This window comes from Paracoccus sp. TRP (assembly GCF_000185925.1).
GTDB lineage: Bacteria > Pseudomonadota > Alphaproteobacteria > Rhodobacterales > Rhodobacteraceae > Paracoccus > Paracoccus kondratievae.
This window is the reverse complement of record NZ_AEPN01000008.1, coordinates 103,202-121,481: the sequence shown is the minus strand read 5'-3', so window position 1 is coordinate 121,481 and position 18,280 is coordinate 103,202. Positions and strand designations below refer to the sequence as shown.

17 protein-coding genes are annotated in these 18,280 nt (G+C 61.0%); 8 read left to right on the top strand and 9 right to left on the bottom strand.

What is annotated here, in order from left to right:
- Positions 1-49: 49 nt before the first annotated feature.
- Both PARACOCCUSGL_RS22255 and PARACOCCUSGL_RS20380 read left to right on the top strand, forming a co-directional pair.
- Positions 50-463 carry an FAD-binding protein gene (locus tag PARACOCCUSGL_RS22255; RefSeq protein WP_010394713.1) on the top strand — a complete coding sequence of 138 codons (414 nt, stop codon included), beginning with the start codon at positions 50-52 and terminating at the stop codon, positions 461-463.
- A 234-nt stretch (positions 464-697) separates the two neighbouring features.
- A complete protein-coding gene (locus PARACOCCUSGL_RS20380; RefSeq protein WP_010394711.1) occupies positions 698-1,174 on the top strand; it encodes a MarR family winged helix-turn-helix transcriptional regulator in 477 nt (158 codons plus the stop codon).
- Here PARACOCCUSGL_RS20380 and PARACOCCUSGL_RS0107220 read toward each other — a convergent pair.
- A complete protein-coding gene (locus PARACOCCUSGL_RS0107220) occupies positions 1,171-1,602 on the bottom strand; it encodes a MarR family winged helix-turn-helix transcriptional regulator (RefSeq protein WP_010394709.1) in 432 nt (143 codons plus the stop codon). The genes PARACOCCUSGL_RS20380 and PARACOCCUSGL_RS0107220 overlap by 4 nt on opposite strands.
- Before the next feature lie 146 nt (positions 1,603-1,748).
- Between PARACOCCUSGL_RS0107220 and hmgA the strand changes: the two genes are divergently transcribed.
- The 3 genes from hmgA to maiA are packed head-to-tail and all read left to right on the top strand — an operon-like array spanning position 1,749 to position 5,010.
- Positions 1,749-3,110 (top strand): homogentisate 1,2-dioxygenase, encoded by a 1,362-nt coding sequence (gene hmgA, locus PARACOCCUSGL_RS0107215; RefSeq protein ID WP_010394708.1) that lies wholly within the window; start codon positions 1,749-1,751, stop codon positions 3,108-3,110.
- Positions 3,111-3,151: 41 nt separating this feature from the next.
- Positions 3,152-4,357, top strand: coding sequence for a fumarylacetoacetase (fahA, locus tag PARACOCCUSGL_RS0107210; RefSeq protein ID WP_010394707.1), 1,206 nt, complete (start codon positions 3,152-3,154; stop codon positions 4,355-4,357).
- Positions 4,354-5,010: a maleylacetoacetate isomerase gene (gene maiA / locus PARACOCCUSGL_RS0107205; RefSeq protein WP_010394706.1), complete on the top strand. Its 657-nt coding sequence runs from the start codon at positions 4,354-4,356 to the stop codon at positions 5,008-5,010. Before fahA ends, maiA begins: the two co-directional genes overlap by 4 nt.
- 633 nt (positions 5,011-5,643) lie before the next feature.
- On the opposite strand, the gene PARACOCCUSGL_RS0107195 is transcribed toward maiA, so the two are convergent.
- The 7 genes from PARACOCCUSGL_RS0107195 to PARACOCCUSGL_RS20375 form a co-directional block, all read right to left on the bottom strand.
- On the bottom strand, positions 5,644-6,948 hold the full coding sequence (locus PARACOCCUSGL_RS0107195; RefSeq protein ID WP_010394705.1) for an aromatic acid/H+ symport family MFS transporter: 1,305 nt from the start codon (positions 6,946-6,948) through the stop codon (positions 5,644-5,646).
- A gap of 85 nt (positions 6,949-7,033) precedes the next feature.
- Positions 7,034-8,596, bottom strand: coding sequence for an indolepyruvate oxidoreductase subunit beta family protein (locus PARACOCCUSGL_RS0107190; protein ID WP_010394704.1), 1,563 nt, complete (start codon positions 8,594-8,596; stop codon positions 7,034-7,036).
- Between the two features lie 8 nt (positions 8,597-8,604).
- Positions 8,605-10,749: an indolepyruvate ferredoxin oxidoreductase subunit alpha gene (locus tag PARACOCCUSGL_RS0107185; protein ID WP_010394703.1), complete on the bottom strand. Its 2,145-nt coding sequence runs from the start codon at positions 10,747-10,749 to the stop codon at positions 8,605-8,607.
- Between the two features lie 47 nt (positions 10,750-10,796).
- Complete coding sequence (locus tag PARACOCCUSGL_RS0107180; RefSeq protein ID WP_010394702.1) at positions 10,797-11,234, bottom strand: MarR family winged helix-turn-helix transcriptional regulator; 438 nt, start codon at positions 11,232-11,234, stop codon at positions 10,797-10,799.
- Complete coding sequence (locus tag PARACOCCUSGL_RS0107175) at positions 11,231-12,793, bottom strand: NAD(P)/FAD-dependent oxidoreductase (RefSeq protein WP_010394701.1); 1,563 nt, start codon at positions 12,791-12,793, stop codon at positions 11,231-11,233. Before PARACOCCUSGL_RS0107175 ends, PARACOCCUSGL_RS0107180 begins: the two co-directional genes overlap by 4 nt.
- A 12-nt stretch (positions 12,794-12,805) precedes the next feature.
- Positions 12,806-13,600 carry a cyclase family protein gene (locus PARACOCCUSGL_RS0107170; protein ID WP_010394700.1) on the bottom strand — a complete coding sequence of 265 codons (795 nt, stop codon included), beginning with the start codon at positions 13,598-13,600 and terminating at the stop codon, positions 12,806-12,808.
- A gap of 328 nt (positions 13,601-13,928) precedes the next feature.
- A complete protein-coding gene (locus tag PARACOCCUSGL_RS20375) occupies positions 13,929-14,414 on the bottom strand; it encodes a MarR family winged helix-turn-helix transcriptional regulator (protein ID WP_138918307.1) in 486 nt (161 codons plus the stop codon).
- 433 nt (positions 14,415-14,847) lie between these two features.
- Here PARACOCCUSGL_RS20375 and PARACOCCUSGL_RS0107160 point away from each other — a divergent pair, with 433 nt between their 5' ends.
- On the top strand, positions 14,848-15,186 hold the full coding sequence (locus PARACOCCUSGL_RS0107160) for an inner membrane ABC transporter permease protein YjfF (RefSeq protein ID WP_010394697.1): 339 nt from the start codon (positions 14,848-14,850) through the stop codon (positions 15,184-15,186).
- 35 nt (positions 15,187-15,221) lie between these two features.
- On the opposite strand, the gene PARACOCCUSGL_RS0107155 is transcribed toward PARACOCCUSGL_RS0107160, so the two are convergent.
- A complete protein-coding gene (locus tag PARACOCCUSGL_RS0107155; RefSeq protein WP_010394696.1) occupies positions 15,222-16,157 on the bottom strand; it encodes a LysR substrate-binding domain-containing protein in 936 nt (311 codons plus the stop codon).
- Positions 16,158-16,365: 208 nt separating this feature from the next.
- Between PARACOCCUSGL_RS0107155 and PARACOCCUSGL_RS0107150 the strand changes: the two genes are divergently transcribed.
- Both PARACOCCUSGL_RS0107150 and PARACOCCUSGL_RS0107145 read left to right on the top strand, forming a co-directional pair.
- Complete coding sequence (locus PARACOCCUSGL_RS0107150) at positions 16,366-17,307, top strand: amidohydrolase family protein (RefSeq protein WP_010394694.1); 942 nt, start codon at positions 16,366-16,368, stop codon at positions 17,305-17,307.
- An 18-nt stretch (positions 17,308-17,325) separates the two neighbouring features.
- Complete coding sequence (locus PARACOCCUSGL_RS0107145) at positions 17,326-18,231, top strand: amidohydrolase family protein (protein ID WP_010394691.1); 906 nt, start codon at positions 17,326-17,328, stop codon at positions 18,229-18,231.
- Positions 18,232-18,280: the final 49 nt, after the last annotated feature.

Below are 18,280 nucleotides of genomic sequence, written 5' to 3'. Positions count from 1 at the left end.
TGGGCGCGGCGCATGCGTTTCCGGCGCGTTTTGGCCCCCATACCGCCAGATGCCCGAGGGGCTGGCCCGGCAATGTGGTATCGCTGCCCCGGCGCTGATCGAAACTCTGACCCGATTCAATGAGGCTGCAGCCCGTGGCGAAGGTCCCGAATTCGGCAAGGGATCGACCAGCTATCAGCGCTATCTGGGCGATGCCGAACATCGGCCGAACCCCTGTCTGCGCCCGCTTGAGGGGCCGTTCTATGCCGTCGAGATCTACCCCGGCGACATCGGGACCTCGATGGAGCCCGACATCACGGCAAAGGGTGAGGTCAGGGACAGGCAAGGCAAAGTCATATCCGGCCTTTATGCTTGCGGGAACGGTATCAACTCGATCATGTCCGGTGCTTATCCCGGCCCGGGCAGCACCTTGGGTCCGGCGCTGACCTTTGGATATGTCGTCGGGCAATCAGCGGCTGCGTAAAGGGCGGCTGGCCTAAACTGTCATCACTCGCAGGTCTCATGCCGGGGCTTGCGAGTGATGTTGCAGGCCTGTCACCGAGCCGTCGCAATCGGCTGGTTTCATAAGCGGTGGCCTTGCCCGGATTTGTCCGCGCTTGCGACAAGTTGACCAGCGGCGGGAGCCCGGCGGTTCGCCGGGGCATGAAAAGATCAGTCCGCATGCGACGGACGAACTTTCCAAGAAAACATTTTGCGGGTGTGTCATGCGTATCGGGACCTTTTTCCCTTATCAGCCAGCTGTGGTGGCCGGGGCTTTTCGCGCCAGCTTGTTGCCGTTTATGGACACAAGCACGTTTTCCCGCGCGAAGAATGGCGACTGCTGTTTCTGCTGAAAGATGCCGGTTCGCTGGATTCGCTGGGACTGTCTCAGCGTACTTTGCCTGACAAGGTGCAGGTCAGCCGTGCGGCATCGCGGCCAGAGGAAAAGGGTCTGATCACGCACTCGGTTCTCGGCCCGGAGCGCCGCTTGCGCAGTTATGCCATCACTGATGCGGGGCGCGATCTGTTCAGCCGCGCCTTTGGTGCTGTCGAGACGCGGGCAAACCAGATACTCAACGCGATGTCTGCTGCGGATCGGGGCGCGCTGGCGCAGGGCATCGCTGAGGTGGATCGGTCCGGATCCGGGGCGGCCAGCCCATCTTCGCGCCTGGGCCAGATGCAGCAGACGGGCTAGTCAGCGCCACCTTTCGCGATGATTTTGGTCAAAGCCCGGTCTATTCCCTCGGCATCTGAACCCAGCTCTTTCAGCAGCTCGGCTTGAAAATCCTCGGCGACGCGGGTCAGGCGGGTCATCAGGGCCCGACCTTCGGCGGTCAGTTCCAGCACCACCAGCCTGCGGTCGGTGTCGTTTTCCGATTTGCGCACCCAGCCCGCCTCTTGCAGGCGGGAGGCGGCACGGCTGACCATCGACTTGTCGAGGTTCACCCGGACGTTGATGTCACGCACACTGACCGCGCCCGAGTGGTACAGATGCGCCAGCACCCGCCATTCGGGGACAGTCAGTCCCGCCTCGGCTGCATAGCGGGCGGCAAAGCGGCGGCTGATCTGAGCAGCGGCAACGCTAAGGCGATAGGGCAGGAATTGATCAAGATTGAATGCCATATGTGCTGCTTCTCCTTGATGGGCAGGACAGCAGAAAGCCGTTGCGTTCGCAACAAGGAACAATAACGGCGCAGATATCAGTTGACATCATTGCTGATGCAACGGCATATTTGTTGCAATAGCAATGATCTGACAGGGAGGAGAATATGACCCGGCATCCACTGCCTCAGGGTATGACCCGCGCTACGGTCGTCACTGGCACCCATGACGGTTACATGCCGGGCTTTGGCAATGATTTCGAAACCGAGGCGTTGCCGGGCGCATTGCCGCAGGGTCAGAACAGCCCGCAGAAATGCGCCTATGGACTTTATGCCGAACAGCTTTCCGGCACGGCCTTTACCCGCCCGCATCCCGAGCGGACCTGGTGCTATCGTATCCGCCCCTCGGTTCGCCATACCGGGCGTTTCGACCCGATCGAGCTGCCCTATTGGCAGACCGCGCCGAACGTGCTGCCCGATATTGCCAGCCTCGGCCAGTATCGCTGGGATCCGATTCCGCTGCCGGGTTCGGATCAGGATCTGACCTGGCTGACCGGCATGCGGACCATGACGACGGCGGGGGATGTCAACCTGCAGGTTGGCATGGCAAGCCATGTCTATCTGGTCACGCGCTCGATGCAGGACGAATATTTCTTTTCCGCCGATGGTGAGTTGCTGGTCGTGCCGCAAGAAGGACGGCTGCGCTTTTGCACCGAACTGGGCGTGATCGACGTCGAGCCGAAAGAGATCGCCATCATCCCGCGCGGTCTGATCTTCCGGGTCGAGGTGCTGGAGGGGCCATGCCGCGGGTTTGTCTGCGAAAACTACGGCCAGACCTTTACCCTGCCGAACCGCGGGCCAATCGGTGCGAACTGCCTTGCCAATCCGCGCGACTTTAAATGCCCTGTCGCGGCTTTCGAGGATCGGGAAACCCGTTCGCGACTGGTGGTCAAATGGTGTGGCCGCTTCCATGAAACCTGGATTGACCACAGCCCGCTGGACGTTGTCGCCTGGCATGGCAATTACTGCCCTTACAAATACGACCTGCGCAGCTATTCCCCGGTCGGTGCTATCCTGTTCGACCATCCTGACCCGTCGATTTTCACCGTGCTGACCGCGCCTTCGGGGCAAGAGGGGGTGGCCAACATCGACTTCGTGTTGTTCCGCGAACGTTGGATGGTGGCCGAACACAGCTTCCGCCCGCCGTGGTACCACCGCAACATCATGTCCGAGCTGATGGGCAATATCTACGGCATCTATGACGCTAAGCCTCAGGGCTTTGCCCCGGGCGGGATCAGCCTGCATAACTGCATGTTGCCCCATGGCCCCGACCGCGACGCGTTCGAGGGGGCCAGCAATGCCGAACTGAAACCCGAAAAGCTGGACAACACCATGTCCTTTATGTTCGAGACCCGCTTTCCGCAGCATCTGACCGCATTCGCCGCGAACGAAGCGCCGCTGCAACAGGAATATATCGAGGTCTGGCAACAGCTTGAAAAGAAATTCGACGGTACGCCCGGCATCAAGTGACGCCGTCGCGGCAATCGGAAAATCATAGAAGGAGGCCGGATTTGGCTTTGCTGCGGTCCTGGGTGGAAAGCGCCAACGGGGCGGATTGCCCCTTTCCCCTGAACAACCTGCCTTATGGCGTATTTTCAACCACCGGCACTGCGCCGCGCTGCGGGGCGGCTATTGGCGATATGATCGTCGATCTGGCTGCCTGCGAGGCGATGGGGCTGCTGCATGCGGGGGGAACATTCTCGCAGCCGCAGCTTAACGGGTTCATGGCGCTGGGGCGGGCCGAATGGGACAGGGTGCGGGCGCGTCTGACCGAACTTCTGGCCGAAAACTCGGGCACTCAGCTGCCCTTGGTCCCAATGGCCAAGGCACAGATGCATCTGCCGATCCGTGTGACCGGGTTCACCGATTTCTACGCCTCGAAAAACCATGCCTTCAATGTCGGGGTGCTGTTTCGCGGTCCTGAAAATGCCTTGCCGCCGCAATGGACGCATATGCCCATCGGCTATAACGGCCGGGCCTCTTCGGTCGTGGTCTCGGGAACGCCGATCCGGCGGCCGATGGGACAGATTCGCGGAGAGGCGGGCCCGGATTGGGCGCCGTGCAGGCGGCTGGACCTTGAGCTTGAACTGGGCGCCATCGTTGGTGCGGACAGCACCATGGGCGAACGGGTCAGCGTCGAAAAAGCAGAAGCGATGATCTTTGGCTATGTCCTGCTAAACGACTGGTCGGCGCGGGATATTCAAGCTTGGGAATACCAGCCGCTTGGTCCGTTTCTGGCCAAGGCGCTTGGCACGACCATCGGGGCATGGGTGGTGACGCAGGCGGCGCTGGAGCCGTTCCGCAGTCCCGGGGCCGAGCGGGTGAACCCGCTGCTGCCCTATCTGCAAGAGGCCCGGCCGGGGTTTTATGACCTGCAGGTCGGCTGGACCATGAACGGGCAGGTGATGGGGCGGACGAATTACAACGTCATGTATTATTCCAGCGCCCAACAGCTTGCCCATCACAGCAGCTCGGGCTGTCCGCTGCGGGTGGGGGACCTTCTTGGCTCGGGTACGATCTCGGGGCCAACCCGGGACGCAACCGGGGCGCTTCTTGAGATGACCGAGGGTGGCAAGACTCCGGTCATGGTCAACGGTGCACCGCGCACTTTCATTGAGGACGGGGATGAGATTGACCTCTTTGCCCATGCCCGGGGCGACGGCTATTGCATCGGCTTTGGCCCGTGCACAGGCAAGATCCTGCCTGCGAAACCATGAGCGTCGTACTCTATGATTACTGGCGCTCATCCGCATCCTGCAGGGTGCGGATTGCGCTGGCGCTGAAGGGCATCGCCTATCAGCGGGTGCCGGTCGATCTGCTTTCCGGTGCGCAGCGGGACGCTGAACATCTGGCGCGGAACCCGCAAGGGTTGGTGCCGGTGCTTGAAACAGATGGGCTGCGCCTGACGCAATCACTGGCGATCCTTGAATATCTTGAGGAAACCCGGCCTGAGCCGCCCTTGCTGCCCCAAGACGCCAAGGCGCGGGCACATGTTCGGGCATTGGCGCTTGCCGTGGCCTGCGAGATTCACCCTATTTCGAACCTTGGAGTTCTGGCGCGCGTCGGGGATCTGGCCGGACCCGGGGCACGTGCCGCATGGAACCGTGATAACATTGCCCGCGGCCTTGAAACGATTGAGCGCTTGCTGGACCATCCGGGTTTTACCGGGCGTTTCTGCTATGGCGATCAACCGGGGATGGCCGATTGTGTGCTGATCCCGCAGCTATATAACGCCAGCCGCTGGGGGGTAGAGTTTCAGCATTTCTCGCGCGTTGATGCGGTTTTGGCGGCATGCTCGGCATTGGAGGCGTTTCAGGTCGCCATGCCTGAAAAGGCCCGGCAACAGGAGGTCTGCACCTCCGCTATCTGACGCTTCACGGGCACTGCTGCGGTGCGGCTACGGGCCGTATGCCCCGTTTGTCGCCCCGGAAGATTGGCCTGATGAGGGGGGTAGGATACCCATGCCGGATGATGACGGCGCCGGGATCTCATCCGGCAATGCCAGGCTTCTGTGCGGCGCGGCTGGCACCTTCTCTTGAAGAGCAGGTAAGAGATCCGCAACCTCAACCACCGTCGGGCGGGGCATCGGTGTTTCCGGCGGCCCAGGCCGATGCTCGCATGGAACAGGACCTGGCGCGCTCATCAGCGTGATCCGGAAAATTGAATCAATAACAAGATGATGAGCTGCAGGCTTATGCCTGTCCGGATGCCGGACAGCGCGAGTGACCCCCTCGCAGAAAGTTCATTCATTGTGGGATATCAGGTTGCGTGCCAAGCTCGTCTCCCTCGTGGAGATGCGCCTGAATCACAGGTCGCAGAACAGCGGAGCCCCTTTCATCAACACGGCCTGAAGGTGTGGATATCGACACGTCGCGCGCCAAAACCCCTGTCGCTGCTGTTCAACAGCATCGGAAAAACCGTGCGGGGAGAACGGCGGGAGGGATCGGACATGCTCCTTCCCTTTCAGCTTCATCAAAACCATTTGGATCGGCGGATCTTCAGATCACTCCCGGGATGGCTGACGACTGACGGCTCCAGTCGGGATCATTGCTGTGGCGAGCGCAGCAACAAGCGCAATACCGGCGAAGACCTGGAAATTCGCGGCTGGTGGCATGTCATAAGCAGCGATTGCGCCCCCCAGCATCGGTCCGCAAAGTGCTCCGATCCGCGAAAAGCTTAGCGCCCAACCCGTCCCAGCCGCACGGATGTCCGGGTCCAGACGCTGTGCGAGGAATCCGGTCAAAATCAGCGAGGCCGCAACGGTGCCGAACCCAGCGAGGGCGACGAAGATATAGTTCACCACCAACGAATTCTGAAAGCTCAGGGCGAGGATGCCAAGCGCCCCCGCGCCATAGGACAGCGCCACCACCCGCCGTACACCGAAGCGGTCGGCAAGCTTACCCAGGAAAATTCCGCCAATGGCCGAGCTAAGGCTAAAGACCGCCAGGAAAAGCAAGCTATTGCCCAGGTCGTACCCGCTTTTACGCATGATCTGCGGCAACCATTGCCCTAGCCCGTAGACCAGCAGCAATCCGGCAAAAAGCGCTGTCCAGAAACAAGCGGTCTCGAATGCGCGATCCCGGGCGAATATCCGCGAGATCACCTGAATTACGCCGGGCGCGGCCTCGCGCGTTGCCGGCGCTGCGGGCAGCGGCATGTTCCAGCGCCGCGCGGTTTCTGCGGCCCGTGCCTTGCGGCCTTGCGAGACCAGCCACTCCAGCGATTCCGGCAAAAAAATAGCAAAGATGGGCAGAAGTATCAGTGGAAAGGCACCGATCATCAGCATCATCCGCCAGCCGTGTTCCTCGACATTTGCCCGGCTGACCAGTGCGGCTGCGAGGATGCCGGCCGAATAGCCCGAATACATCAGCCCGTAGTTAAAGCTTTTCCGGCGTTTGGGCGAATACTCGGTGGTCAGTGCGGCGGCGCAGGGGATGATCCCGCCCAGCCCAAGCCCGGCGATGAAACGACTGATGCCGAAAGTCGTCGGATCAGGCGCACGGGCGCTGGCCACCATGCAACCGGCAAACAGTGCCAGACAGGCAATGAACAGCGGCTTGCGTCCGTAAAGTTCGCTTAGCGTACCGGCCAGAATTCCGCCAACCAACATGCCCAGTACGGTATAGCTGCCCATTGCGCCCAGTTGCAGTGGCGTCAGCTGCCAGACGGGATCAGAGGCGAGCGAAGGCAATATCGCGCCCCGAACTCCGACGTCATATCCTTCGGCAAAGATTGCAAGCCAGCATAGAAAGACCACGATATGGCTTTTTGCGATCGAAATTTCGGGTGGTGATCCCTGAGGTTTCATCAGCTTCCCTGTCGCATATTTGTTTAATGTTTAGATATTTCAGATTTAAAATATGTGGCGGCGCAGACCCTTACCTGCGCGCCACTCAACCCGGTTTGGCAAAAGAGGCAACGGTCGTCAGCGCGCCGTCCAACGCCTTACCTTTTTCATCCGCCAGGGCGGCAGTACGCAGGCGGCGCATCCAGTCGGCCGCGTCTGCTCGCCCCTCAAGCATCGAAAGGCTGCCCATCACGCGGGCGAATTTCGACAGCCCGCGCATATGCGTATCGGAATAACCCTTGATCAGGCGGTAATTGGCCAGCACCTCGGCTGCCAAAGCGCGGTCGGTCCTGGCCAGCCTTAGAACGGTCGTGAACCAGTCGCGGACATGTGCCATCTCGGTCTCATGGCGTAGCAGCGAGCGCCGCCACGGGCGAAGGGTGGACACCACCCAAAGCGCCAGAAATCCGCCAAGGCTGGTTGAGCGGATGCGGCGGCCCTTATCGAAATGGCGGGTATAAAAGGCCGCGGTTCCGGGTTTGTTTTGTAACCAGCGGCCCAGACGGCGTGGCAGGGTGGTGGTGAACTCTTCGAAACGCGGGTGAAAATACTCTGTCAGTCGCAAAAGCTGGGCGTCTGTGGTGCCAATCTCGGCCCGGATGCGGCGAAAGCGTGAAGAACGGGTTTTCAGATCAGCGACCCGCAAGATGTCATCATAGCATAACGCCCGCGCGCAGTATTTAGCCGCAGCGATTGTCATGTCAAAAGGGGCGTGATCAAGTGTGTGGATCTGCTTGATCATGTCGAGATACTCGGCACCATAGGCGATATCCTGATAATCGACGACCTTTTGCAGGCCGAGCCTGGCCATCTCTTGCACCTCGGTCGGCAAGGTGTGCAGACGGGCTTCAAGTGCCTGCCAGGGCTTTTTCAGCTTTGCAGGCACCGCCAGCGCCGGTTTTGCCTTGTCCTCGGCCAGCGGCTGAGGCGGCGGCGCTGCGCCTGTCGCGCAGTCATAGGCCCGGCGGAACCCGCGTAGCGACGCCTCGGCCGTCTTGCCCGAACGACGGATCACCTCTTCGTAGCTTTCACGCGGGAAAGGCAATGCGTTCGAGCCTGCCAACGCTCCCAGCAGCGTGGCTGAAATCACGGTCCCGCTTTCCTTGGCCAAGGCCTCAAGGTCGAAGGCGACGACATGATCGGCAGCAATGCCCATGGCCTTGATCACGGCGCTGCTGTCGGTTCGACCATCGCCCGGTGCAATCTTTTCCGACACTGCCGGAATGCGGTGGGTCGAGGCGATCAGCGTGGTTCGGCCCGGCGTTACAAAGCCGCGCATCACGGCCCGCCCGGCTTCGACCAGTTCCGAGGCCATCAGGATATCCACATCGCCTGGCGCCGGGGACAGCGCAAAGACCGGTTGGCGGCCCGTATCGCGGCACATCTCGACATAATAGATGGTCGCGCCGGTGCGTTGCGCCACGCCTGCCACCGAGGTGGATTGTGCAAGCCAGCCGTTCTCTTCGGCTACTTCCACGATCCAGTTGGTCAGCACGCCGCCGCCCTGACCCCCAACCGCCAGAGCGGCCAGGGTAATGATCCCCTCTCCGTCGGGACCGGGCGAACGGCGGGCGATGCGCGGAGCTGGCTTGCCGGTTTGGATATTCATGGCGGGCCTCATTGAAAGACGATGCGGCGGGCTTCGCGGCGCGCTTGCAGCCGGGTGATGATGCGCTGCGCGAAACGTGCCAGCCGCGATTCGCCGCGCGTGGGGTTCGAGACCAGCTCGGCCTGCCAGAAGCTTGGGCAAAGCACGGCTGCATCGGCGACCTCGCCGCAGTTGCCGCAGCCGACACAGCTTTGGTCGATGCTGGCTACGGGGTCATCGCGCAGGGGATCGCCCGTGTCCTTGACTGACAGCGACGGACAACCCGACAACCGCATGCAGGCGTGATCACCGGTGCAAATGTCCTCATCCACGCCAAAGCGGGGCTTTACCACACGCTTGCCGTCCCTTGCCGCCCGGGCCAGCAAGGGCTTTTCGCGGCGCTGCTTGTTCAACATGCATTCCGACGAGGCGATGATGACCTTTGGCCCTTCGGCATCCGAGGCGAGCGCCTCTTTCATCGTGTCGCGCATCAGGGTCACGTCATAGGTGCGGTCGATCTGGCGTACCCAGTTGACACCCATGCCCTTTACGGCGTCGATGATGGGGTTTTGCGTCGTTTTGGTCGGGTTGTCAGCGCGCGAAGACAGGATATCCTGCCCGCCCGTGGCCGATGAGTAGAAATTGTCCACGATGACGATCACGCCGTCATTCTTGTTAAAGACCGCGTTTCCGATCGAAGAGGTCAGGCCGTTGTGCCAGAAACCGCCGTCGCCCACGAAAGAGATTGAGCGTTTGCCCTTTGGGTCCTTGTTGCGCAGGGCTGCCGCCGAGGCCGGGCCAAGGCCATAACCCATGGTCGTGGCCCCGATGTCAAAGGGCGGCATGATCGAGAACAGGTGGCAGCCGATATCGGACGAGATATGGTGCGGCCCCAACTCTTCTTGCACGAGCTTGGTGGCGGCAAAGATCGGGCGCTCGGGACAGCCGGTGCAGAAGCCGGGTGGCCGTGAGGGCAGCTTGGCCGAGATATCCGGGATCGGTGTTGCCGGCTCATTCACCGCCTGTTTGGCGACAGGCAGCAGCTCGGGGGCATGGGTCTCAAGAAACAGCCCCAGCGCATCGACCAGCACCTGACCGTTATATTCACCCCCCATCGGCAGCATGCCCTTGCCCTGCAAGATGACCCGGGCGCCAGCCTTGTAGAGCATGTGACCGATAGCCTGTTCGATGAAATTGGGCTGGCCTTCCTCGACGATCAGAACGGCATCTTTGCCTTCGCAAAAATCGAGGATCTGGCCTTCGACCAGCGGATAGACCGCGTTCAGGCACAACATGTCGATCTGTGTGTCGCCATAGATGCTGGCCAGCCCAAGGCGGTTCAGTGCCCGGATCAGCGTGTTATACATCCCGCCTTGCAGGATGATGCCGATGCGGGAAGCCGGGTCACCAAAGCGTTCGTTGATGCCGCGTTCAAGGATGAACCGTTCGGCTGCGGGCCAGCGCCTGGTGAGCTTTTCCTCTTCGTGCAGATAGGTCGCGGGCGGCAGTACGATACGGGTCAGGTCGCGCCTGGGGTTTTCCAGCGCCTCCGAAACCGTCATCGACGGCGGGCGATTGTTGCTGGCAGTGAACTGGCCATAGACGTGGCAGGACCGGATGCGCATCTGCAGCATGACTGGGGTGTTGGATGCTTCCGACAGTTCGAACCCGTCCCCTACGGCCTTGACGATCGACGGCAGGTTGGGTCGTGGATCAAGCAGCCAGACTTGCGATTTCATCGCAAAAGCATGGGTGCGTTCCTGCATGATCGACGAACCCTCGCCATAATCCTCACCCACGATTATCAGTGCCCCGCCTGTCACCCCGCCCGAGGCAAGGTTGGCCAGCGCATCTGATGCAACATTGGTGCCCACGGTGGATTTGAAGGTTACCGCGCCTCTGATCGGATAGTGGACCGAGGCGGCCAGCATGGCGGTGGCCGTCGCCTCATTGGCAGAGGCTTCGAAGTGCACACCAAGCTCACCCAGAATTTCCTGTGCATCCGCCAGTACGTCCATCAGGTGCGAAATGGGGCTGCCTTGATAACCGCCGACATAGCCGACACCGTTTTCCAAAAGCGCCTTGGTGACGGCGAGGATACCTTCGCCCCGGAAGGTTTCGCCGGCACCCATCTTTAGTTTCTTTACTTCCTTGGCGAAGGAACGCTCTGCCATGGTGGTATCTCCCTGTTCTTGGTCGGGGCCGCTGGCCCCGGAATGGGTCAGAAATCGTGATGGCGGATGCTGCGCAGGATATGGGTCAGCAAATCGTTCAGGTGTTCGCGCTGGGATGCGTCCAGGGCAGCAAGCAGCCGGTCCTGTGCTGCCAGCATTGCAGGCCAGACCTTGGCATGAAGAGCTGCGCCCGCCTCGGTCGCGCAGATAATGCGCAGACGGCTGTCGCTGGGATCCAGTTCGCGGCGGATCAGGCCAAGCGCCTCGATCTGGTCCAATGTGCGTGACAGGGTCGATTGCTTGACCACGGTCAGCACGGACAGGTCGTTGACCGTCTGGGGGCCGTGTTCCAGCAACACGGCCAGTGTGCGCATCTGCACGACGCTGACACCCTCGGTGCGCAATATCTCTTCGACCCCACGATTATAGCGCGCCATGATGCGATTCATCAGATAAGGGGTAAATCGCTCCAGATCGCGGCTCATGCGCCCAGCTCCTTTGCGACGAGAAAACCTGACCCGCCCGAGAGGCCAGGGCCGGGGTGGGTCGAAGCCCCGATATGATACAATCCCTTGATTCCGGTTTCGTGCCGCTTGCTGCCTGCAAAGGGACGAAAGGCAAAAAGCTGGTCCAGCGTGCAGGCCCCGCCATAGGGATCGCCGCCGACCAGATTGTGATTGTACTCCTCAAGATCAGCCGGAGAGATGGCGCGCCGGGCGACGATGCTCTCACGCAGATCGGGGATATGGTGGAGCAGGATCGCTTCGATCCGGTCGGCAAAGGCTTCGCGCAGGGCCGGGGTCCAGCGCCCGTCAGGGGGCACGTCGATCAACCCGGCAGCATCGCCCCTGACATGGCGAGGAGCCTCGGGCATCTGCAGCCACAATGTCGCGGCGCCTTCGGGCGCGCGCGATGGATCGGCGGCGCAGGGCTGGCCAAGACAGATCGTCGGCACCTCTGGCAAAAGCCCCCGCGCGCATTCATTCCCGGCCTTTGAGACCCCGTCTAATCCGGGCGTCAGGTGCAGCAGCTGCACGCGCTCAAGCCCGGGCGTCGCCCAGGTGACAGGCCGTCTGAGCGCGTAGTGAAGCTGAAAGTTGCCTTTGCCATAGCGGTATTTGCGCAAATCATCGCGGCGCTCAGGGATGTCGGTCAGCCCGGCATAAAGTGCGTTGGGCGTGACCGAAGCCAGTACCTTGCCTGCTGCAATCCGCTCACCGCCTGCGAGTTCAATGCCGGTTGCCCGACCTTGGGTGGTGGTGATGCGCGCTACCTCGGCATTGGTGCGGATGCTGCCCCCATGTTCCGTAATGATGGCCAGCAGCGCCTGTGCCATGCGCGCGGCACCACCCTTGATGATGGGTGCACCCGCGGCCTCAAGTGCAAAGCCGATGATCTGACCCATCTGACCTGAGAATGCGGCCTCCGGGCCCAGTCCGGCATGCAGGCACCAGGGGGCCCAAACGGCGCGGGCGAGGTCGGATTGAAAGCTGGTCTCAAGCCAGCCACGCATCGAGATCAGCGCCTCTCCCAAGGTCGAGGCCAACCCATGCGGCCTGCGCCGCCACGTTTCCCTGCCCAGCAAAAGCGCGGTCTGGCGGGACCACGGGTCGCCGCCCATCAGACCGAAAAGTAGCTCTGCCTTGGCCGCAAAACCGTCCAGATCGCGGCCTAATTGGTCGCCATCGCCAGAATGTGCGGCGTTAAAGGCCGCAATATTGGCGGCGCGATCCATACTCCAGCCAAGCGACCGGCCATCGGGCAGCAGGACGCCGGTGGGCGTCTCGGTCGTCAGAAACTCGACCCCGTGGCTGGCAAGATCGGGCGCAAGCGCGCCATGCGCCCCGCCGGTGACCCAAAGGACAAAGGTAGTCGCCAGCGGATCATGCAGATAGCCGGGCGCCAGCTCTTCTGTACGGATGCAGCCGCCCGCGACCGGTGCACGCTCGAACAAGGCTACGCGTCTGCCGGATTTTGCCAGCATCGCCCCGGCAGTCAATGCGTTGATCCCCGAGCCGATGATGGCAATATCACAGGAGGTCATGGTCAGTCCCGCCTATGCGCCTGGTACCAGTGCCAGTGCCCGGACGGGCGAGCCGGTGCCGTTCTGGATCTTGAGCGGCGCGGCAATCAGGATCGCCCCCTTGGGCGGCAGCTTGTCCAGATTGGTCAGGCTGGCCAGCCCATAACGATTGTGAAGATGCAGCAGGTTGTGCGCGGGATAGGGCGGATCAAAGCAGCCCGCAGCACCCGCATCAGTGCCGATACATTGCGTGCCCCAGCCAAGTACCCCTCGTTCCATAAGATACTGGATACAATCGACCGACGGTCCGGGCGTATGCGGTCCCGCAGCATCTGCGTTCAGAAAGCGGTCTGCGTCGTCGTTGAAACGATCCCAGTCGGTGCGCATAAGCACCCATTCGCCGGGATTGATGGCACCATGTCTGACCTCCCATGCCTCGATCCCTGTTCGGGTCAGCAGGAAATCGGGATCGGTTTCAGCCTCGGCCGAACAGTCTATGACGTTGACGGGGGCGACAAAGTTCTGCGGTGGAATAGTGTCGGTCGTGCCATCCGCGAAATCGCGGCCGGTGATCCAGTGCTTGGGCGCGTCGAAATGTGTGCCGGTGTGTTCGCCAAGCTTCAGCCAGTTCCACGCCCAATAAGGCCCACGGTCACCGTATTCCGAGATCTTGTGAATCTCTACCGCCGGGGTGTCGTCTGCAATCTCGGGCGGCAGTTTCAGGACGGGTGTCTGCGGGCCCAGAACGGCAGAGCAGTCGACTATCGTGACCTCGCCATGGGCCAGCGCCCCGGCCAGATCGGCCAGAAGCTTTGTGGTGTTCATCATGTCCTCCCTGGGCGACATTGCGCCTTAATATATGCAAATGCATATTTCTTATTATTTCAAGATTAAAATGAATTCCTGGCGAATATTACTCAGATGCCTAAGTTGGAGGCATTGCCGCACAGCAGAAAATCTGGACTGCCAAGCATAACCAATGTTGCTACGGCTTGATGAAATCGTTTTGCTCTTAAAGGTTTGCTGTGATTTTGCGGGTGCGGCAATGCCTTGATGGCGTCACGGCAGGGTCATCATCCCGTCACTCTGTGCAGCAGGACTGGCTGCAGGGTGCGGGGCAAAGCTGAGAGTGTGAGATGATTCGTCCAGCAGGCTGTCAGATCGGGCGTTTGTGGCGGATATCCATCATGATCGCGATGCCGCGGGCGATGTCCGTTTCGGAGACGTCCCGCAGCAGGTCATCGATCCAGGCCAGATGTACGGTCAGTATTCGGTCCATCAGCTGGCGGCCCTGAGGTGTGATCTGGACCAGAAAAGCGCGACGGTCGGTCTCGGATATCTGCCGCTCGGCCAGGCCGTCCTTGACCAGCCGGTCTACAATGCCGGTGACATTCCCGTTCGAGACCATCAGCTGCTGTGACAGGTCGGTCATCTTCAGTCCCTCGGGTGCAGCGTGTAGCGCAGCCAGCACGTCAAAGCGGGGCAGCGTCATGTCGAAATCCCGCCGCAGGCGGTCGCGCAGATCACTTTCGATGTGGCGCACCGCTTTCAGCATATGCACCCACAGGCGCAGCCGCTGGCGGGCCAGCCCTTTGTCCTGAACCTGGGGCGTCACGGTGAAGTCGCTATCGGGCTGCGTCATCGGGAATCCTTTGAAATCTTCACATACCGGACCGATGCTGAGCCCTTGCGGGATCTGCATGGGCTGGTCAACCCAAAGCAGCCAGCTGTTCCGGAACATGACCGCCGGATGAGGCATTGAGTATAGCTCGTGCCCGACGTGAGGGTCTGTTGCGGAAGCAGGGCAGGGCGGCAGTTATGAACAGCTTTGCCTGGCTGATGGTTTGGGTTCTGGATACCGGGCCCGATGCGTTTTAGCGGATAAGCGATCGGCAGGAGGATGAGCCGCTGGGATGTAGCAGAGCTATGAGAAAGATATTGTCTCTGCAGCCAATCTTCCGACCCGACCAATTTGCCAAATCTCGGCACCAGCGGGGGACTTTGCCTTCCGGAGGGCCTGTGAAATCATCGCAGAAACAGCCGCGAACGTCTGCCCTGAGGCGCCCGCGCGGCTGATGGGGGTCCGGCAGGGCAGGGCGATACGGGTCTATGCCTTTTCGGGGCTGACGGCGGGGCTGTCGGGGATCGTGCTCTCGATCTGCACCGGCCCGGGCTATTCGCTGGCGACTGTGGGGACGGAACTGACCGCCATCACCGCTGTGGTGATCGGAGGAGCCCTGCTGACAGGCGGAGCGGGCCATGTCTTTGGCACGCTGGTCGGTGTGCTGACCATGGGGCTGATCCAGACTTGCATCGTCTTTGACGGCACGCTGTCGAGCTGGTGGACCAAGATCGTCGTCGGTATCCTGCAGTTGGTCTTTATCCTGCGGCAAAAGGGCTTGCTGAACCTGTAGTGATCGCGGCTTGCCGCCCGGAGATGAGGCAAGTGCTAGGGGCGGCGGTCGCTGCCCTGCGCCGCCTGCTCTTTGCTGACCAGCTCGCGGATGACCGACAGGAAACCTTGCAGCGTTGGTGAGGGGTCGTCCTGACGATAGATGGCGTAAAGCGGAATTCGGGGCGCCGAGATAATGTCGCGGAATACCACGTTCTGAGGGGCAAGCGATGCCATGCTGGCCGGTAACAGGGCCACCCCCATGTTCGCGGCGACAAGGCTGAGCAGCGACTGCACCTCAAGCACCTGCTGGCGGATCTGCGGTGCAAACCCTGCCTTGACGCAGCATTGGTAAAGATAGTCGGCAAAATGCGACTGTCGCAGACCGAACATGACAAAGGGTTGCTCTTTCAGTTCGGTCAACGCCATCGCCTCGCGTTCGGTCAACGGGTGGGTTCGGGGCAGGGCGATCATCAGCTTTTCCTGCTGAATCAACTCGCGATGCAGACCTTCGCGGGCGGGGGGCATGCGGAACAGGCAGATATCGATCCGCCGTTCAAGCAAGCCTTCGATCTGGCGTGCCGGTGTCAGTTCGTGCAGGCGCCACTCAACCTCCGGATGGCGCTCACGAAAGGTTTCCAGTGCGGCAGGCACCACGCCGACCAGGGATGAACTGATGACACCAATCTCCAGCCGTCCGATCTGGCCGCTTGCAGTACGGGGGGCGGTCGTAACTGCCTTTTCCAGCTGCTGAAAGACCAGCGGCGCCTGTTCAAGAAACGCATGTCCGGCGGGGGTCAGCTCGACATGGTGATGGCTGCGCAAAAACAGCGCGGCGCCCAGGTCGGCCTCCAGCTGGCGAATCTGCTGGCTTAGCGGTGGTTGGGACATGTTCAGACGTGCGGCAGCACGGCCGAAATGCAGTTCCTCGGCCAGCACGAGAAAGTAGCGCAGTGTGCGCAGGTTGAAGGGACGCAGATCGGCAAGGTCCATATTCAAAACATCTCACCATCACATGAAAGCGATATTATACGAATGGGTGATGTGATGCCAACCTTGGCCTGAAGGAAATCGCCACTGTCGGGAAAAGTTGTTCGGCGCAAGTCAGGCGCGGGCGCTGCAAGCGGTCCGTCATGGGATGGGCACGGCGGTTTTCTTGTCCATCGGCCCCACAGCGGAGCCGAGCAGAAGGAGACCAAGCATGATCATCGACACTAGCTGCTATCCGACCGATCTGGTCGATCTGGCATGGCAGCACGATGGCGAGCCGTTCAGCGGTGAACGCCTGATCCAGATGATGGACGGCCCCTATACGATCAACGGAAAGCCGCGCCGCATCGACAAGGCCTTTATCCAGCCGCCGCAAGGCAACACCATCTACACTTGGACCGACGGCGAACTTTCAGGGCGCGAGTCCATCGACAGATACATGGCCTATACGCTGAAGATGGTTCAGAAATACCCGGATCGCTTCATCGGCTGCTTCGTCTATAACCCGCGCTGCGGCGTGCAGAACGGTGTCGAGGCGATCGGGCGCTATGTCACCGAGCATGGTTTTAAGATGGTGCAGTTCCAGGCGAACATGCACGCCTATCGGCCTGACCGGGCCAAGGACTGGTTGCGCCCCGCGCTTGACAAATGTGCCGAGCTGGGCGTGCTGGTCAAGGTTCACACCGGGGACGGTCCTTACTCGATCCCGACCGAATGGATTCCGCTGATCAAGGAATACCCGCAGATCAATTTCATCATGGCGCATTTCGGTGTGCAGACCGGCGGGGTCTATTGTTTCGAGCCCTTCCAGTGGGCGATGGAACTGCCCAACGTCTATTGCGAAACCGCCTGGTGCCTGCAGTCGCGGATCGTAGAATTCGCCAAGGAATTGCCAGCGCACAAGATCCTTTACGGTTCGGATACGCCGCCGAATGAACCCGGCATGTGGCTGAACCTGCTTGAGGTTCTTTGCCATGAACCGCCGCAGGGCATGAACCTCGATGAGGCCACGCTTGAGGATTACCTGGGCAACAACCTGGCGCGGATGATCGGCATCGAGCCGACCCCCCATCCTGCGACCTATGAGGACGCGGTAGCCGAACTCGAACGCCACGGCATCGAGAACCGGCACTACCTCGCCACCCTCGTCTGAGATCTTCGGAGAGCGACAATGATCATCGACACGCACCTGCATCCTACCAATCTGGTGGATGAGGCATGGCGGCACACGGGCGAGCCCTTTACCGGCGAGCGTATGCTGAAACTCATGGACGGCCCCTATATGATCAACGGCAAGCCGCGCCGGATCGACATGGGCTTTATTCAGCCGCCGCCCGGAAATACCGGCTATCGGGATGGGAACCGCCGCGGCCGCGAGGGCATCCGCGACTACATGTCCTACGTTGCCGAGCTTTGCCAGAAATATCCTGACCGCTTTATCGGCAACTTTACCTTCAACCCGCGCTGGGGGCCGGAAAACGGTGCCGCCGAGCTGGAGTTTCATGTCAAGGAATACGGCTTCAGGATGCTGAAGCTGCATTCCAACATGCATGGCTATCGCCCTGATCGCGCATTGGAATGGTTGCGTCCGGCAATGCGGAAATGCGCAGAACTGGGCGTGGTGGTGCTGATCCACACCGGGGATGGTCCCTATTCCATCCCGACCCAGTTTTATCCGATCATCCGCGAATTCCCGATGGTCAACTTTATCATTGGCCATTTCGGTATCCAGACTGGCGGGAACTATAGTTTCGAGGCCTTCTGGATGGCGATGGACACACCCAACGTCTATTGCGAATCCGGCTGGTGCTTCCAGTCGCGGATCGTTGAGTTCGCCAAGCAGCTGCCGCCGCACAAGATCGTGTTTGGCACCGACTCGCCGCCGAACAACCCCGGCATGTGGTTGCGGGAACTGGAGGTTCTCTGCTCGCCCGAGCCGCAGGGGATGAACCTGAGCGAGGACATTCTGGAAGATTATCTGGGCAACAACATTGCCCGTCTGATCGGTCTCGAGCCGACCAAGCCTCCCAAGGACCTGGCCGAGGCCGAGAAGCGCCTTAAGGCGACCTACGTCTGAGGCATGGGTGCGGGGCCCCCGACCCCGCACCCCTTTCATCCGGCCCGCA

What these genes read in the sequence shown, in the direction of transcription:
- PARACOCCUSGL_RS22255 (WP_010394713.1), top strand. Translation starts at nt 50, where the DNA reads ATGCCCGAGGGGCTGGCCCGGCAATGTGGTATCGCTGCCCCGGCGCTG.
- PARACOCCUSGL_RS0107220 (WP_010394709.1), bottom strand. Translation starts at nt 1,602, where the DNA reads ATGGCATTCAATCTTGATCAATTCCTGCCCTATCGCCTTAGCGTTGCC.
- hmgA (WP_010394708.1), top strand. Translation starts at nt 1,749, where the DNA reads ATGACCCGGCATCCACTGCCTCAGGGTATGACCCGCGCTACGGTCGTC.
- maiA (WP_010394706.1), top strand. Translation starts at nt 4,354, where the DNA reads ATGAGCGTCGTACTCTATGATTACTGGCGCTCATCCGCATCCTGCAGG.
- PARACOCCUSGL_RS0107195 (WP_010394705.1), bottom strand. Translation starts at nt 6,948, where the DNA reads ATGAAACCTCAGGGATCACCACCCGAAATTTCGATCGCAAAAAGCCAT.
- PARACOCCUSGL_RS0107190 (WP_010394704.1), bottom strand. Translation starts at nt 8,596, where the DNA reads ATGAATATCCAAACCGGCAAGCCAGCTCCGCGCATCGCCCGCCGTTCG.
- PARACOCCUSGL_RS0107185 (WP_010394703.1), bottom strand. Translation starts at nt 10,749, where the DNA reads ATGGCAGAGCGTTCCTTCGCCAAGGAAGTAAAGAAACTAAAGATGGGT.
- PARACOCCUSGL_RS0107180 (WP_010394702.1), bottom strand. Translation starts at nt 11,234, where the DNA reads ATGAGCCGCGATCTGGAGCGATTTACCCCTTATCTGATGAATCGCATC.
- PARACOCCUSGL_RS0107175 (WP_010394701.1), bottom strand. Translation starts at nt 12,793, where the DNA reads ATGACCTCCTGTGATATTGCCATCATCGGCTCGGGGATCAACGCATTG.
- PARACOCCUSGL_RS0107170 (WP_010394700.1), bottom strand. Translation starts at nt 13,600, where the DNA reads ATGATGAACACCACAAAGCTTCTGGCCGATCTGGCCGGGGCGCTGGCC.
- PARACOCCUSGL_RS20375 (WP_138918307.1), bottom strand. Translation starts at nt 14,414, where the DNA reads ATGACGCAGCCCGATAGCGACTTCACCGTGACGCCCCAGGTTCAGGAC.
- PARACOCCUSGL_RS0107160 (WP_010394697.1), top strand. Translation starts at nt 14,848, where the DNA reads ATGGGGGTCCGGCAGGGCAGGGCGATACGGGTCTATGCCTTTTCGGGG.
- PARACOCCUSGL_RS0107155 (WP_010394696.1), bottom strand. Translation starts at nt 16,157, where the DNA reads ATGGACCTTGCCGATCTGCGTCCCTTCAACCTGCGCACACTGCGCTAC.
- PARACOCCUSGL_RS0107150 (WP_010394694.1), top strand. Translation starts at nt 16,366, where the DNA reads ATGATCATCGACACTAGCTGCTATCCGACCGATCTGGTCGATCTGGCA.
- PARACOCCUSGL_RS0107145 (WP_010394691.1), top strand. Translation starts at nt 17,326, where the DNA reads ATGATCATCGACACGCACCTGCATCCTACCAATCTGGTGGATGAGGCA.